Genomic DNA, 15791 nt, shown 5'->3' with positions numbered 1-15791 from the left:
ATGTGGCGGTTCGAGGTAAGCGACGAAGGCGCGAGCCGAGGGCTGAATAGACTACGAGGGCTGAGTAGAATGCGAGGGCTGAATTGATCCCCTTGCTGCGGGCGACGGGGCTCTCCAAGACCTTTCTCGGCCCGGGCGGCGCTCCCGTGCCGGTGCTCCACGACATCGATCTCGAGGTCCGGAGCGGCGAGTTCGTGGCGGTGACAGGTTCGTCGGGGTCGGGCAAAACCACCCTGCTGAATCTCCTGGGGCTGCTCGAGCCGGCGTCCGCGGGCGAGGTCTGGCTCGGCGACGAGCGCGTGAGCCACCTCGGCCGCCGCGCCCAGGCGCGGGTGCGCGGCTCCTCCATCGGCTACGTGTTCCAGTCCTTCCTGCTGCTCTCCGGGCTGACCGCGCTCGATAACGTGGTGCTCGCGGCGCGCTACGTCGGCCGGGACCGCGCCGTGGCGCGGCGCGAGGCGCTGGCCCTTCTCGAGCGGATGGGGGTCGCGCACCGCAAGGACCACTACCCGGCCCAGCTCTCGGGCGGGGAGCAGCAGCGCGTCGCCTACTGCCGCGCGATCCTCAATCGCCCGCCGCTGCTGCTGGCCGACGAGCCGACCGGCAACCTCGACGACGAGCACGCGCGGGTGATCTTGGCCGAGCTTCGCGCCTCGACTGCTGCGCGCGGCGCAGCCGTAGTGCTCGTCACGCACCGTCCCGAGACGCAGGCCGGTGCCGATCGCGTGCTGCGGCTCCGCGACGGCCGCCTCGCGCCGGGGCCCGCCGCGCCCGCAGCGTGACGCGCCCGGCGGCGTCATGGGCCGTCGCGGTCCTTGCGGCGCTCCTGGCGCTCTCGCTCCTCCTGCCCGGCCTCGGGCGAGCGCCGTTCGACGATCCGGGCGAGGGCCAGCATGCCGAGATCGCGCGCGAGGCCTGGGCCTCCGGCGATCTGCTCGACTTGAGACTCAACGGCGTCCGCTACTTCGACAAGCCGCCGCTCCTGTACTGGCTGATCGCGCTCGATTTCCGCGCCTGGGGTCCGTCCGAGTGGGCCGCGCGGCTGCCCTCGCTCGCGGCCGCGGCGGCCGCCGCCGCCGCGACGGCGTTTCTCGGCGCGCGTCTCCTCGGTCCGGGCGCCGGGCTCCTCGCCGCCGCCGCGCTCCTGTCCTGCGCGCTCTTCGCGGTCTTCGGCCGCTACGTCCGTCCCGAGACGCTCTTCGCGGCCGCCATCCAGATCGGCCTGACGGGCCTCCTGCTGGGCGTGACGGGCGAAGGACGCCGCGCAAGGCGCTGGGCTGTCGCAGGCTGCGCCGCGCTCGGCGTTGCGTCGCTCGCCAAGGACCCGCTCGGGCTCATGTGGCCCCTGGCTGCCGTCGCCGTCGCGCTCGCGGCCTGTGGGCGCTTGCGGCCTGTCCGCCAGTGGCTGCCGTGGGAGGGAGTGACGCTCATGCTACTGGTGGGTCTGGGCTGGTATGCCTGGAGCGCGCTCCGGCATCCGGGCTTTCTCTGGTACGCTGTTGTGGACAACCACATCCTTAATGCGGTCGGGCTCCGCCACTTTCCGGATGAAGACGTCCCGCTTGCCACCGCGGAGTTCCTTGCCGTGGCCGCGCTGGGCGCATTTCCGTGGGTCCTTCCCGCCGGGCTCATGGTGGTGTCGCTCTACCGCAGGCGGGCCTGGCGCGATCCCGAGGAGACCCCCTGGGTCGCCCTCGCCGTGTGGGTGATCGGGCTCTGGGGCCTCTTCACGCTGACAACCTTCAAGCTGCCCCACTACGGTCTGCCGGCGTACCCGGCCGTCGCGCTGCTGGCGGCGCGCTGGTGGACCGAGCGCGGGGAGCGCGGCCGCGCGCCGGCGCTCGTCCACGCGGGGCTCTTCGCGCTCGTCGCCGTGGGGCTCGGCCTGGTGGCCGCCGGCGACGGCAAGGGCTTCCTGGACATAGTCTTCTCGGCCACCGACGTCTATACGCGCAAGGAGACTGCCGCCGCCCAGGCTTCTCCGCTGCCGCCCTGGTCCGCGCTCCAGCCGCTGGTGACCCGGACGGCGCTGATCATGGCGGCGGGAGCGGCCGTTCTCACCGTGAGCGCGTGGCGCCGCGCCGGACGGTGGACTGGGGCCGTCGTGGCCGCGACCATGCTGGCCGTGATGCCGGCCGCGACCCGCGCCCTCGACCTCGTCGCCGGCGCCCGCGCCGTGACGGGCATGGCAGCCGAGGTGCGGCGCCTCACGGCGCAGGGCGCGCTGCTGGCCCACGAGGGCGCAATCGAGAACTCGGGCGCGCTCGAGTTTTACTCGGGCCGCCGCCCGGTGCTGGTGGACGCGCGGCGCAGCGTGCTGGGCATCGGCGCGACCTTTCCGGATGCCGCGGGTACCTTCTGGACGGCCGAGGAGCTCGCCGCGGCGTGGCTGTCGGGCCGCCCCATCCTGTTAGTGACGTCGCGCGAGCCTCGGCGGAGTGTCGTTTCGACGCTGCCCTCCGACCGCGTGAGGCTGCTTCGCGCCGAGAACGGCCGCTGGCTCTATGCCCCGGCTCCGGCTGCCGCCGCGGCGACGCGCTAACCGCCCGAACGTGGAGGTGGCCCGCAGGTCGAGATGGCCCGCAGGTAGAGATGGTCCGTCCGGCCGCGTCCTGCTATGGTGGGCCGGACATGGCGGCCGACTATCTCCGCACCCTGTTCCTCCACCCGCCCTCGCGCGAGGGTTTCGACGGTGGCGCCGGCTCGCGCTACCAGGCGAAGCGGGAGATCCGCTCCTTCTGGTATCCAACGTGGCTCGCCCAGCCGGCGGCGCTCTGCCCCGGCTCGAGACTGGTCGACGCCGCTCCTGACGGCCTCACGCTGGACGATATCCGCCCGCTGGCGCGCCAGTACGACCTCTGCGTCATGCACACGAGCACGCCGTCCTTCCCCGGCGACATCGCGGTCGCCGAGGCGCTCAAGGCCGAGAACCCGCGCCTGATGATCGGCATGGTCGGCGCGGCGGTGGCCGTGGCGCCCGAGGCCTGCCTCGCGGCCGGTGGCGCGCTCGATTTCGTGGCGGGCAGCGAGTTCGACTTCACCATCCAGGAGGTGGCCCTTGGGCGCCCGCTCCGGGATGTGAAGGGCCTCTCGTACCGCGTCAACGGGCGAGTCGCGCATACGCCCGCCCGGCCCATCCTCGAGAACATGGATCTCCTGCCGTTCGTCACGCCTGTCTACAAGCGCGACCTCACGGTCGAGCACTACGCCATCGGCTACCTCAAGCACCCGTACGTCTCCCTCTACACGGGACGCGGGTGCCGCTCCAAATGCACCTTCTGCCTCTGGCCCCAGACGGTCGGCGGCCAGCGCTACCGGACGCGGAGCGTCGGGCACGTCGCCGAGGAGATGGCGCTGGCGCAGCGACTGTTCCCGCAGGTCAAGGAGTTCTTCTTCGACGATGACACGTTCACCGACGACCTGCCGCGGGCCGAGGCCATCGCCGCGCGCCTGGGCAGGCTCGGCATCACCTGGTCGGTCAATGCCAAGGCCAACGTCCCGTACGCGACGCTCAAGGTGTTGAAGGACAACGGGCTCCGGCTCCTGCTCGTCGGTTACGAATCCGGCAACCAGCAGATCCTGAACAACATCAAGAAGGGTGTCCGCCTCGACCTTGCGCGGCGTTTTACCCGCGACTGCAAGGCGCTCGGCATCGCCATCCACGGCACCTTCATCCTGGGGCTGCCCGGCGAGACCCGCGACACTATCCAGGAGACCATCCGCTTCGCGTGCGAGATCGACCCGACCACCATCCAGGTCTCGCTGGCCGCGCCCTATCCGGGGACGTCGCTGTATGCCGAGGCGCGGCGCAACGGCTGGATCGAGGCCGAGGAGCTGGTGGACGACACGGGAGTGCAGCTGAGCACCATCGGCTACCCGCATCTCCCGCGCACCGAGATCTACCGCTCGGTGGACGAGGTGTACCGGCGCTTCTACTTCCGCCCGCGCAAGATGATCTCGCTCGGCGCCGAGATGCTGCGCGACCGCGACGTCATGCGGCGCCGCCTCTCCGAGGGGCGCGACTTCCTCCGCTTTCTCCGCAAGCACCGCGCCGAAGTCCCCGCCAGCTAACCAGCAATCCCAGTCCCGCGCCGGACCCCGGTTCCCGCTTGCATATTGGGCATCATCCTCCAGCCGCTGCCCGGCGTGGCCGGGGGCCGGGGGTGCCCATCGGCAGCGAATCCGACGAGCCGTAGCGCGCCCCGAAGCGCAGGGCGCCTCCGCCGCGCGAGCCGTCCCCGCGAAGCGGGGCGGCGAGCGCACCCCCGTCTCGGGGGATGGGGGGCAGGTGGAGGCGCCCGAGCGAGGAGGCGCGCGAGGCGAGGAGGTTGAGCGGACGAGGGGCACCCCCGGCCCCCGGCCACGCCGGCCTCGCGGGCACGCACGTCGCACCGCGCGCGAAGCCAGCCGTGCGAAAGGCACGTGTTAGCATAAGGCCATGCGTGTCCTGGTCATCGACGCGATCGCGCAGGAGGGAATCAACTTTCTCGCGGAGCGCGGGTTCGACGTCGAGCAGGTCTCGTCCAAGATCCCGCGGGCGGAGCTCTTCGAGAAGATCGCGGGCTACGAGGCCATCATCACCCGCTCGTCCACCACTGTGAATGCCGAGTTCCTCGGCCACGCGCGGCGCCTGCGCTTCCTCGGGCGGGCGGGCGTGGGCGTGGACAATATCGACGTCGAGGCCTGCTCCCGCCAGGGCGTGGTCGTCGCCAATGCCCCCTACGGCAACGTGGTGTCGGCCGCGGAGCACACGGTCGGCATGCTCCTGGCCCTCGTGCGGAAGATCCCGCCCGCCCACGAGGCGCTCAAGCGGCTCGAGTGGGACCGCGGCATCTACGGCTCCGAGCTGTTCCGGAAGACCGCCGGCGTGATCGGCCTCGGCAAGGTCGGCTCGCGGGTTGCCGCGCGACTGCGCGCCTTCGACATGGACGTTCTGGTGTACGACCCGTACATCCCCGAGGGCCGCGCGCGGGACCTGGGCGTGCGGCTGACCGATCTCCAGACGCTGCTGACCCAGGCCGACATCGTCACGGTGCACGTGCCGCTCTCGGACGAGACGGAGAACATGCTGGCCGCGCGCGAGATCGCGCTGATGAAGCCGGGCGTCCGCATCGTCAACTGCGCGCGCGGCGGCATCGTCAGCGAGCCCGACCTCCTGGCCGCGCTCGAGTCGGGGCACGTCGCCGGGGCGGCGATGGATGTCTGGACGGAAGAGCCGCCGGTCTCGCCGCTCGTCACGCGCCTGGTCCAGCACCCGCGGGTGGTCGTGACGCCGCACCTGGGCGCCAATACGCAGGAGGCGCAGGTCAACGTCGCCGTGGACGTGGCGCGGCAGCTGGCGGCGTTCCGCGACGGCGAGCTGATCGAGCACGCGGTCAACGTGCCGGTGGGCGACCGCGAGAGCATGGCCGAGATCCGACCGTTCGTGACGCTGGCGGAGATCCTCGGCCGCTTCTGCCTCCAGCTCGAGAAGGACAATGTCGAGCGCGTCGAGGTGGACGTCGCGGGGCTGGTCGCCAGGCGGGACCCGGAGCTGATCGGCCGCGCCGTGCTCAAGGGCCTCCTCGACGGCGTCACCACCCAGGCGGTCAACCTCGTCAACGCGCGCATCGTGGCGGTGGAGCGCGGGCTCGAGGTCGTGATCCGGACCGACGAGAACGCGCCGTCGGGCTACACCAACCTCGTCACCGTCACCACCCAGGCCGGTGCCGGGCGGAAGATCATCGCCGGCACCGTGTTCGACGGCGCGCCGAGGATCGTGCGGCTCCGGGACCTGCACATCGAGTTCATCCCCGAGGGGTACGTCCTCGTGCTCTCGTACGAGGACCGCCCGGGCATGGTCGGCAAGATCGGCTCCATCCTGGGCCGCCACAACGTCAACATCGCCTCCATGCACGTCGGCCGCCGCACGAAGCGCGGGCGCGCCATCGTCGTGCTGCTGCTGGACGAGGACGTCCCGCCCGAGGTCATGGAGGAAGTTTCGAAAGCGGTCGAGGCCGACTTCGCCCGCGTCATCCGGCTGGAGGCGTGATGCCAGCCAAGCCTGCGCCCAGGGCCAGAGCCGGATCCCGCGCGAGCCGCGCCGAGCGCGGCTTCGAGCGGCGCCCGTGGGGAGGATTCGAGACCCTCCAGGTGGGCGCGGGCTACAAGGTCAAACGCCTGGTGGTCCAGCCGGGCCACCGCATCAGCCTCCAGCGCCACCGATTCCGCGCGGAGCACTGGGTGGTCGTGGCCGGCGCCCCGCGCGTCGTCATCAAGGGCAGGGCGCGGCGGCTCAAGCCCCGCGCCACCGTCGACGTGCCCCGCGGCGCCTGGCACCGGATCGAGAACCCCGGCCGGCGCCCGGTGGTCATCATCGAGGTCCAGCACGGGCCGTATCTCGGGGAGGATGACATCGTCCGCCGCCACGACGACTATGGCCGCGCGGACGGCGTCACCCGGCCCCGTTCGCGCTAACCCATTCGGCTGGTCGCCTCACCGCTCTCGTCGCCTGCGGCTCCTCGGCAGCGTTTCGGCTCCTCAATCCCGTCCCACCGCCTGGTGAGAATGACGCAGGCGGCTCAAAAGGGTCCAGATGCGAGGCGGCGCCCGAAGGGCCGCACGCGAGGCATACGAACCATCATCTCAGCCCTCGCCTCGGGGCTCCGCCCCTCAGCTCGAACGGCCACGAGCGTGCGGCCGAGGGCGCCCCAACAGTCCTCTTGCTAAATGAAGCAGATGGGACCTTTTCAGCCGTCTAGTTCAGGTACTTCGACACTCCGAGATAGATCGCCGCCAGGCCGAGGTACTCGTGCAGGACGGCTTCGGCCTGGCGGCGCTTCCGCCACCAGCCGTCTCCGGGGAAGTCATCTTCCTTCACGAGCGCGATCAGGCCCTCGATGCTTCCGGAGGCTTCTCGCGTCCACACGAGCTTCACCCGCCGCGAGTGCTGAGGCGACGTGACCAGGATGACCCGCCGCCAGCCACGAGCCCGCGCTGTCTCAGCCACGACGCTCAGCTCCGCCTCCGTGGTCTTGACCTGGGTGGCGAGGAGGACGATTGCCGCGGGCGGCACGCCATGCTTTTCGAGGACGAGGCGGGATTCACCCTGGTAGTCGAGGCGGCGCGCGCCGAGCGCGATGAGCTCGCGGACCCGGTCGGGCGTGAAGTTGTTGGAGAGGACGACGAGGGGCGCCCAGCCCCGGCGGTAGAGTTCGGCGGCCATGGCCTCGCGGGTCGGAATCCCCCCCGCCACGATGACGACGGCGTCGGCGGGCGCCAGCGCATCCTCCACGACGAGGGCCCGGCCGATCAGGCGGAGGGCCGGCCGGTGAGCGGCCACAGCCAGAACCACCAGCGCCGCCGCCAGAAGGGCGGCGACGGCGAGCCGGCGGCGCGCGCGCGGCGTCACCGCTCCAGCTCGACCAGGTACTCCTTGATCCTGCGGGCGTCCGCCGCGTCCGGCTTGAGGGCGAGGTACTTCCGGAACGCTTCCTTGGACTTCTCCGTCTGCTTGCTCTGGTAGTAGAGGAAGCCCATCTGCCGGAACGGGTCGGGGTAGGTCGGGTCGAGGGCGGCCGCGCGGTCGTAGGCCTCTAGCGCCTGGGCGACGAGCGCCGGCTTGTCGGCGGGGTTCTTGGCGCGCTGGGCCTGGAGGCGGTAGAGGTCGCCGTAGTAGAGATGGGTTGTCGGGTCCTTGGGCGCCAGCGGCAGCACGCGGTCGAGCTGGGCCTTGGCCAGCCCGAAGCGGCCGGCGCGGATGTCGAGCGCGGCATTCTCGCGCACGACGGTGCGGGTGCGCATCGCGAACTCGTCCGTGTTCCGGACGCCCCCGGCCGTCTCCGTCGCCGCGTACTTCGTCTTCAGGAGATCCTGGGTGTTGGCGATACGCTCGTCGAGCCGCGGGTGGTTGCCGAAGAAGAAGTTCTCGAGCTTGCTCCCGTCGCCGTGGTCGTCCTTGAGGAGCGCGAACACGCGCGGCGCCTCGGCCGGGTCGTAGCCGGCCTTGACCATGCGCTCCATGCCCTCGCGGTCCGCTTCGCGCTCGAGGTCACGCCCGAAGCCGTTGACGGAGGCGATGAAGGCGAGCTGGAGGCCGAGCCCGAGGAAGATGTTCGACGTCGTCCGCAGCACCTCGGCCGAGACGTAGTTGCCTTTCCCCGCCTGGGTGCCGGCCGCGACCGCGACCCCGAGCGAGGCGGCGATGGCCAGCGCGGTGAACCAGATCTGCTTGTTCTGCGCGTCGCGGTTGAACATGAGCGCGTGGCGGTTTGTCACGTGCGTCAGCTCGTGGCCGAGGATCATGGACAGCTGCGCTTCGTTCTCGACACGGCTCAGGAGCCCCGTGTGGATGTACACCTTGCCGTTCGGCATGGCGAAGGCATTGAGCGTCGGGTCGCGGAAGACGGCGATGCGGGGGGCGGGCGCGCCCGCCTTCTGCGCCTCGTCGGGCACGAGCTTGGCCGCAACGCCGGACAGGTAGTCTTCCAGGAGGGGATCGTCGTAGGTCTTGCCGAGCTTGGCGAGCTTCTCCTCCTCCTTCTCGGCGTCGCTCCAGAGCTGCCGCTCGTCGGACTCCGGACGGAAGGGCTTGCCCTGGTAGCCCATGGGGGGGACGCTGGTCGAGGCGCACCCGGCCAGTAGGACCGTGACCAGGGTCCAGGCCAAAAACTTGGTAGACCACCCCCACCGGTTGTACGATGACCGCCAGGAGGGATTAGCCATGCGTCGTATCCTTGTTCTGTCGCTTTGCCTGCTGGCCGCGGCGGCTTGCGCGTCCAACCCGTCTCGCGTCCAGCGCAGCGAGTTCGAAGACATTCCCGTTCCCAAGGGTCTTACCGTTGATCTCAACAAGTCCACGATCATCGAGTCTCCGACGGTCAAGGCCGCCCGCCTGTTCTACAAGGGGCGGGTCGAGATCGAAAGCCTGGCCGTGGCTTTCCGGACGACTCTCGAGGCCAATGGCTGGCGGAACATCTCGGCCACGACTGCCTCCGACAAGGGTATCACCCAGATCTACGAGAAGACCGGCAGCTCGCTGCAGGTGCTGATCTACGAGGGCTGGTACGACACCTGGGTCGAGTTGTCCGCCACCCGGGCGATCACTCCGACCGGTCAGCCGAAGTAGGCCGGGCTCAGTGCGCCGTCCGGGCCCCGGGTCCGGGCGGTCGACCGCGGGCGCGCTGCGGGTCACTTCTTCTTGATCGCCTTCTGCAGCACCTGGAACAACTGCTCGACGCCTTGCGTCTGCTTCCCCGTCAGATGCACGCGCACCACCCGGCGTCCCGCGTCCCGCAGGGCCTGGAGGTCGCCCAGGGCCTGGGCGGCTTTGAGCGTCGAGAAGCCGTACCCCGCGCCCGGGATGGCCATGTCCTCCTTGTCCTCGCCCGTGATCTGAATGAACACGCCGTTGGGGCGGCCGCCCTTGTGCAGCTGCCCCGTCGAGTGCAGGTAGCGCGGGCCGAAGGCCACCGTGGTCGCGAGCTTGAGGCGATCGCGCAGGAGCGTCCGGAGCTCCTGCAGTCGGCTCCACGTGTCCGCCGTGGGCGCCAGGTACGCCTGGATGGCGATGTAGTCGCCCGCCACGGCCTGCCCCAGAAAGGCCTGGAGCCCCGGCGACACTCCGGCCGGCTTCTTGGCTGAGTTCGTCATGAGCACGAGGCCGTTCTCCTCAGCGTCGGCCGGCCATTCCGGCAGCTTCTTGCTCTTCTTCCACGCCCCGAGCAGCGACGCCGTGTTCTCCTTGGCGCGCGTGACGTCGGGCTCGTCGAAGGGGTTGACGCCCATCGCGGCGCCGGCGGCGGCCGTCGCCAGCTCCCAGCGGAAGAACTCGGCCCCGACCTCGAGCGGCTCCCGGAGCGCGATGCGGATCACGGGATGGCCCGCGTCCTCGAGCTCGTTGAGCGCGGCGTCGTGGCTAAGGTCGCCGTCGAGCGTGACGGCCACGAAGACGCGATCCTCGCCGTAGACCGCGGGCGGGCCGAGCGGCTCGTCGTCCACGGGCACGAGGCCCTTGCCGTCCTTGCCGAGCGACTCCGCCAGGAGCTGCTCGATCCAGGGGCCGAGACCGCGGAGCTTGCGCGAGAGCACGAGCGTCACCTTGTCGCGGCCGGCTTTGCCCAGCCCCGCGAGCGCGGCGCCGAGCCGGACCGCCGCATTGTCGCGGGCGCCCACCGCGTTGCCGCACGCCTCGACCATGGCGTGGGAGCGGTCGAGCAGCGCCTTGATGTCGATGCCGATCAGCGCCGCGGGCACGAGGCCGAAGAAGGACAGGGCCGAGTAGCGTCCGCCGATCGAGGCCGGGTTCAGGAAGGTGCGGCGGAAGCCCGACTCGGTTGCGAGCTTGTCGAGCGGCCGGCCGGGGTCGGTGATGGCGACGAAGTGGATACCCGCGCGCGGCACCGAGGAGGCCTCGACCTGTCCGCGGAAGTACTGGTACAGGGACAGGGTCTCGGTCGTGGTGCCGGACTTCGTGGCGACGATGAAGAGCGTGCGCGTCAGGTTGAGCCGGTCGAGCGTGTACTTGATCGCCGCGGGATCGGTCGAGTCGAGCAGCAGGAGGTCGGGGTAGCCCATCTTGGAGCCGAACGTCAGGTTGAAGACGTCGCCGCAGAGCGACGAGCCTCCCATGCCCAGCAGCACGACGTGCGTGAACTGAAGCCTCCGGATCTCGTCCGCGAAGCCTTTGATGTCGTCGGCGTGGCCGCGCATGATGGTCGGCGAGGTCAGCCATCCGAGACGGTTGCGGATCGCCGCGGTTTCGCCCTTCCACAGGGACGCGTCCTTGACCCAGAGACGGTCCATGAAGTCCTGGCTCTCGAGGGCGTCCAGGGTCTCCTGGACGGCCGGTAGCTTGAAGGTCTCGTCCGCTGGGCGCGCCTGCGCCTTCGCCTGCGCGGCCACCGGCGCCTCCATCTCGACCGGGCCCGCCGTGACCGGCTCCCTGGGGGCATCGGCCGGTGCCTCCTGGAGCGCCCGGGCTATGGCCTCGACCGGCACCTCTTCCCAGGTGTCGCGCTTGCCGGGCGCCGCCGCGCGGGCAGCGGCCGGCTTGCCCTTGTCTGCGGCCGCCGGCGGGCGCTCCTGCTGCGACGGAGCCGGCTGGCGCGTCGTGCCTCTCTCCGGGGGCGCCAGGCCGCCCTCGAGGAGCGCGACCTTGGAGACCTTGCGCACAAAGCGCTCCTCGCCGGAGAAGGAAGCGGCAAGCCACGCCGACGCGATCTCGACCGCACGCGCGACATCCACCTCGCGGGCGCCCAGGCACAGGACGTTGGCGTCGTCCTCCTCGCGGGAGAGACGCGCCGCCTCCGGGTCGTGACAGAGGGAGGCCCGGACGCCCCGGATCTTGTTCGCGGCGATGGAGGCGCCGGCGCCGCTGCCGCAGATCAGCACGCCCGCGTCCACGAAGCCGCGGAGCACGGCCTGCCCGACCGCGCGCGCGTAGTCCGGATGGTCCACCGGGTCGGTGGAGAAGGTGCCGAGGTCGAGGAGGTCGTGGCCGCTCGCTTCGAGCGCCGCCACCACCTGCTCCTTCAGCGGAAAACCGGTGTCGTCACAGCCGATCGCGATTCGCATGGGTCCGGGGTCTCCTGACGGTTTCCTATTCTCTCAAGATACGCGGGGCCCCACAACGCTGTCGTACAGGCGGCCCTGGCGAGCTCGCGCGGCGGCGTAAACGTCGCGACGGCGGGGGTCGGGACGCACCTGAGTCCCCGATGGCTCGGGCCGGGGAGCCGGGCGGCCGAGCGCACCCAGGGCCAGGAGCGCCGCGCCGCGGCTCGAAGCCTCTGTGCCCTCGCGTACCTCGAGGGGCACCCCCAGCGCGTCGGCCAGGACCTGTGTGAAGACGCGGGAGTGACCGAGCGCGCCGCCCGAGGCGATGACCGCGTGGCCCGGCGACGCCACCGGCGCGAGCCGGTCGTAGACAGCCGCGAGGCGATACGCGACGGCTTCGACCAGGGCGCGGAGGATCTGCGGCGCGGTTGTGGCGAGCGAGATGCCGGTCACCGCCGCCCGCGCGTCGCCGCGCCAGCCAGGGCTCCGCTCGCCGGCCAGAAAGGGTAACGCGGTGAGGCCGTGGGAGTCCGGAGCCACGGCCGCGAGCGCGGCGTCGAGCCCCGCGTCGTCGCCGGGCAGGGCGAGTGTGCGTCGTGCCCAGGCGAGCACGTTGCCGCCTTCCGATGTCGCGCCGCCTATCAGATGGCGGCGGGCGTCCACCCGGTAGTGCCAGAGTCCCCACGGCACGGCGCGTGGCGCGGGCGTGACGAGGCGGAGCGCGGCGGACGTGCCGACATTCAGCGCGATGCGGTCGGGGCCCGAGCAGTCCGTGCCCAGGTTGGAGCACGCGCCGTCGCCCGCGGCGGGCAGCCATGGTGCACCACCAAGTGTGGGCCAGCGAGCGCGCCACTCTGGCGTCAGTCCGATCAGCGGCGCATCGTCGATGGGCGGGAGGCGCCCGGGTCCTATGCCGCAGGCGTCGAGCATGCCGGTGTCCCATGCGCCGGGCCGCTGCCATGCGCCGGGCCGCTGCCATGCGTCGAACTGCTGATTGAGGAGGCCGGTGCCCGAGGCCATGCTCACGCTCGCGCGCAGGCGGCCGGTGAGGCGCAGCAGCAGGTATTCGGCGAAGCCGCACCACGTCGCCGCGCGCGCGAAGACGTCGGGCCTGGCCTCGCGGAGCCAGGTGAGCTTGGCCGGGAAGAAGGTCGAGTGCAGCGGGGCGCCCGTGCGGGCGTGCACTGCCGCTTCGTCCAGGCGGGCCCGGAGCGCCTTGGCCGCCCCAGCGCTCCGCGTGTCCGCCCAAGTTATGACGCCGGTGAGCGGGCGGCCGTCGGCGTCGAGCGCCAACAGGCTGTGCCAGAAGACCGAGGCGCCCACGGCCTCCGGTGGGCCGGGCGCGGAGGCAACGCAGCGGTCGATGGCCAAGGCCGTCGCGGCCACGAGCTCCTCGGGATCCAGTTCGGAGCCCCCGTCGGGAGTGGCGGTGGGCTCGCAGCTGACTCGCGCGTCGGCGCCGGGCAGGGGCTGTCCCTGGGCATCGTAGCCGATGGCCCGGATCGAGCTCGTGCCGACATCCAGCGCGAGGATCCACATGGGTGAGGTATATTCTCCTCGACGCCCCGGTTTCCGCGGGGCATGTTTTCGCACCGACCGGGCGACGAGAGGAGCGTATGGCTGAACCCGAGTGGGAGCTGCTCACGGTGCGCGGGCTCGGCATGACGGACGAGCGCGCCGCCGAATTCGTCGGAACGTTCGTCATCCATCGGGCCGGCAGCGCCGAGCCCGTCGAACAGGTGCAGGTCCGCATCAAGCGGAGCGTGCTCGAGGAGATGTCGGGCACCCTCAAGCGCCTGCTCGCCCGGTCCACGCGGTACACCCGCTAACCTTCAACGAGGAGCCCCGATGGCCACGATCACCGTCTTGACTCCGGTCGGCGAGCGGCGCCAGGCGACCCTGGCCGTGCCGCCGCTGCCGGCCGACCTTCGCGGCCTCACCGTGGGGTTCGTGGACAACACGAAGCACAACTTCGACCTGCTGGTGCAGGAGATGGGCGTGCTCCTCAAGGAGCGCTTCGGCGTCAAGGCCGTGGTGCACCGGAAGAAGGCCAACGCTTCGACCGCCGCCTCCGACGAGATCATCGAGGGACTCGCGAAGGACTGTGACCTCGTCTTCGCCGGCTCAGGCGACTGAGGCTCCTGCACGTCGTGGAGTCTCCACGACTCGCTGGAGGTGGCCAAGCGCGGGACGCCGTCCGGGCTGATCGGGACCACGGTGTTCCAGAACCTCGCCGTGAGCGAGATGGCGGCGCTCGGAGCCACGGGGCTGCCGCTCATCGTGATCCAGCACCCGCTGGGCGGTGAGAAGCCCGAGGCCGTGAGTAGGCGCGCGCTGCAGGCGGTGGAACAGCTGGCGAGCCTGCTCGGCTCCGCGTGAGGCCACCCGCGTCGGTCTTCGACGCGCCTGCGGCGGGCAGGGCCGCGCCCTCGGCGGGCAGGGCCGCGCCGGCGGCGGGCAGGGCCGGGGAGTAGATGCCGGCGACGGCGCTCCGGCTCGCGCTGAAGGCGGCCGTCCTCTCGGGCGCCGCCGCGCTCGTGTACGAGGTTGTGTGGCTGCGCATGCTCGGCCTGGTCGTGGGACACGCGGTGGACGCGCTCACCGCGGTGCTCGCGGCCTTCATGGCCGGGCTCGCGTTAGGAGCCGCCCTCTTCGGCCGCTTCGCGGGCCGTTTGCGAAAACCGCCTACGTCGACACCTCGCTGCCGAACCGCGTGCTCCTCGGCTGGTTCCGCCGGGCTTCATTGCCCGAGTTCACGCCGGAGAGCGCGCGGGAGATCGAGCGCGCGGATAGCCGCTATTGGGTGGGGGTCGGCTGCTTGCGGCGCGGCGCCGCGGCCGACGCTCTCGCCCAGTTCGAGCGGGCGTTGGCCTTCGACCCCGCCCATGCCGTGTCGGCGCTCGGAGCCAGCACGGCCGCGCTGCAGCTCGGGGCCGGCCCGCCGACGCGTTCGCGTTCGCCCGCCGCGCGCTCGTGCGGGAGCCCGCGCAGCCGGCGGCGCTCTTCCTGGCCGGGGCCGCGTCGTGGTGGCTCGGGCAGACGAACGAGGCCGGGCGCTTCTTCGAGCGGGCGGTCGCTCTCGAGCCGCAGAACGCCGAGTTCCGGGGCGCCCTCGAGCGTTTCAGGAGAGGTACACTGCCCCGATAAGCGATCATCTCGCGCCAGGAGGACGCCGTGCCCGACCCCGCTTCCGCTGTTCGTGAGCTCCAGCTGCCAGAGGAAGATATCTTCGCGGAATTCGTCAAACGCGACTGGTGCGACGGGCTGCCCATCGTGCCCCCCACGCCGGAGCGGGTGCGGGCGATGGTCGCGGCCGGCGGGGAGGATCCGGCTCGGGTGCTCGGCCTCATGCCGCCGCTCTGGCGCGAGGCAAGCGTCGAAAAGCTCGCCGTCAACGCCGTCATGGCCGGCTGCGAGCCCACCTGCTTCCCGGTCGTTCTCGCGGCTGTCGCGGCCATACTCGAGCCCGCCTTCAACCTCTACGGCGTCCAGGCGACCACGCACCCCGTCGCACCGCTCGTCATCGTCAGCGGCCCCGCCGCGCGCGCCGTCGGCATGCACGCGGGCGCGGGGCTCTTCGGTCCCGGCTTTCGCGCCAACGCGACCATCGGCCGCGCCATCCGGCTCATCCTCATGAACGTGGGCGGCGGCTGGCCCGGGCGCCACGACATGGCGACCCAGGGCAGTCCGGCAAAGTTCTCCTACGCCATCGCCGAGCGGGAGGACGTCTCGCCTTGGCCTCCGCTCCACGCGCGGCTCGGGTTCGCGGCCGAGCAAAGCGTGGTGACGGTCTTCGGCGGCGAGGCGCCGCACAACGTCAACGACCACGTCTCCACGACCGCGGCGGGCATCCTCAACAACGTCTCGGACGTCGCGGCCACGCTCGGCTCCAATGTCGGCTGGTACATGACCCAGAGTCAGCTCCTGGTGGTGCTGGGGCCCGAGCACGCGCAGACCATCGCGGCCGACGGCTTCTCGGCCGCGGACGTGCAGCGCTTCGTCTTCGAGCACGCCCGCATCCCGCTAGGCAGGCTCAAGCTCGGCGGCATGTGGGGTATGCACGACTGGCCCCTCTGGATGCAGAAGGTCACCGACGAGCAGGCGCTCCTGCCGATGGTGCCGACCCCAGAGGACGTCTACGTCATGGTCGCCGGCGGCCCGGGCAAGCACTCCTGCGTCGTGCCTAACTGCACCTTCAGCCGCGCGGTGAGCAAGGCCGTCGAGCTGCGGCCTTAGGGGACGAGGGGACTCCGCTGCGC

15 protein-coding genes are annotated in these 15791 nt (G+C 71.3%); 11 read left to right on the top strand and 4 right to left on the bottom strand.

From position 1 onward, the window contains the following. Positions 1–83: 83 nt before the first annotated feature. The 5 genes from Q7W02_25005 (at position 84) to Q7W02_24985 (ending at position 6456) form a co-directional block, all read left to right on the top strand. The gene (locus Q7W02_25005; protein MDO8479390.1) at positions 84–782 is read left to right on the top strand and encodes an ABC transporter ATP-binding protein; all 699 of its coding nucleotides are present in this window, start codon (positions 84–86) and stop codon (positions 780–782) included. Beyond that, positions 779–2542, top strand: a complete 1764-nt coding sequence (locus Q7W02_25000; protein MDO8479389.1) for a glycosyltransferase family 39 protein — start codon at positions 779–781, stop codon at positions 2540–2542. Before Q7W02_25005 ends, Q7W02_25000 begins: the two co-directional genes overlap by 4 nt. Before the next feature lie 50 nt (positions 2543–2592). Then, the gene (gene hpnJ, locus Q7W02_24995; GenBank protein ID MDO8479388.1) at positions 2593–4071 is read left to right on the top strand and encodes a hopanoid biosynthesis associated radical SAM protein HpnJ; all 1479 of its coding nucleotides are present in this window, start codon (positions 2593–2595) and stop codon (positions 4069–4071) included. Positions 4072–4438: 367 nt separating this feature from the next. Continuing rightward, a complete protein-coding gene (gene serA / locus Q7W02_24990) occupies positions 4439–6031 on the top strand; it encodes a phosphoglycerate dehydrogenase (protein ID MDO8479387.1) in 1593 nt (530 codons plus the stop codon). Next, on the top strand, positions 6031–6456 hold the full coding sequence (locus Q7W02_24985) for a phosphomannose isomerase type II C-terminal cupin domain (protein ID MDO8479386.1): 426 nt from the start codon (positions 6031–6033) through the stop codon (positions 6454–6456). Before serA ends, Q7W02_24985 begins: the two co-directional genes overlap by 1 nt. A gap of 280 nt (positions 6457–6736) precedes the next feature. Here the strand turns inward: Q7W02_24985 and Q7W02_24980 are convergent, their stop codons facing one another. Further along, positions 6737–7390 (bottom strand): YdcF family protein, encoded by a 654-nt coding sequence (locus Q7W02_24980; protein ID MDO8479385.1) that lies wholly within the window; start codon positions 7388–7390, stop codon positions 6737–6739. After that, positions 7387–8703: a tetratricopeptide repeat protein gene (locus Q7W02_24975; GenBank protein ID MDO8479384.1), complete on the bottom strand. Its 1317-nt coding sequence runs from the start codon at positions 8701–8703 to the stop codon at positions 7387–7389. The genes Q7W02_24980 and Q7W02_24975 overlap by 4 nt, the downstream gene beginning before the upstream one ends. Here Q7W02_24975 and Q7W02_24970 point away from each other — a divergent pair. After that, on the top strand, positions 8702–9106 hold the full coding sequence (locus tag Q7W02_24970; GenBank protein MDO8479383.1) for a hypothetical protein: 405 nt from the start codon (positions 8702–8704) through the stop codon (positions 9104–9106). The two genes, Q7W02_24975 and Q7W02_24970, sit on opposite strands and share 2 nt — an antisense overlap. A 62-nt stretch (positions 9107–9168) precedes the next feature. Here Q7W02_24970 and rpiB read toward each other — a convergent pair whose 3' ends face one another. Further along, positions 9169–11553: a ribose 5-phosphate isomerase B gene (gene rpiB, locus Q7W02_24965; protein ID MDO8479382.1), complete on the bottom strand. Its 2385-nt coding sequence runs from the start codon at positions 11551–11553 to the stop codon at positions 9169–9171. Positions 11554–11586: 33 nt separating this feature from the next. Next, entirely contained in the window at positions 11587–13071 is a 1485-nt protein-coding gene (locus Q7W02_24960) for a gluconokinase (protein MDO8479381.1), read from the bottom strand. Between the two features lie 77 nt (positions 13072–13148). On the opposite strand from Q7W02_24960, the gene Q7W02_24955 reads away from it, so the two are divergent. The 5 genes from Q7W02_24955 (at position 13149) to Q7W02_24935 (ending at position 15768) form a co-directional block, all read left to right on the top strand. Continuing rightward, entirely contained in the window at positions 13149–13361 is a 213-nt protein-coding gene (locus tag Q7W02_24955; protein ID MDO8479380.1) for a hypothetical protein, read from the top strand. A 19-nt stretch (positions 13362–13380) separates the two neighbouring features. Then, entirely contained in the window at positions 13381–13668 is a 288-nt protein-coding gene (locus Q7W02_24950) for a hypothetical protein (GenBank protein MDO8479379.1), read from the top strand. A 39-nt stretch (positions 13669–13707) separates the two neighbouring features. Beyond that, the gene (locus Q7W02_24945) at positions 13708–13911 is read left to right on the top strand and encodes a hypothetical protein (GenBank protein ID MDO8479378.1); all 204 of its coding nucleotides are present in this window, start codon (positions 13708–13710) and stop codon (positions 13909–13911) included. Positions 13912–14505: 594 nt separating this feature from the next. Continuing rightward, complete coding sequence (locus tag Q7W02_24940; protein MDO8479377.1) at positions 14506–14679, top strand: hypothetical protein; 174 nt, start codon at positions 14506–14508, stop codon at positions 14677–14679. A 27-nt stretch (positions 14680–14706) separates the two neighbouring features. Then, a complete protein-coding gene (locus Q7W02_24935) occupies positions 14707–15768 on the top strand; it encodes a hypothetical protein (protein ID MDO8479376.1) in 1062 nt (353 codons plus the stop codon). The last annotated feature ends 23 nt before the right edge of the window (positions 15769–15791 follow it).

The sequence above is a fragment of the Candidatus Rokuibacteriota bacterium genome, assembly GCA_030647435.1.
Classification (GTDB): Bacteria; Methylomirabilota; Methylomirabilia; order Rokubacteriales; family CSP1-6; genus AR37.
The sequence above is the reverse complement of the archived record's forward strand: the minus strand, read 5'-3'. Positions and strand labels throughout refer to the sequence as shown.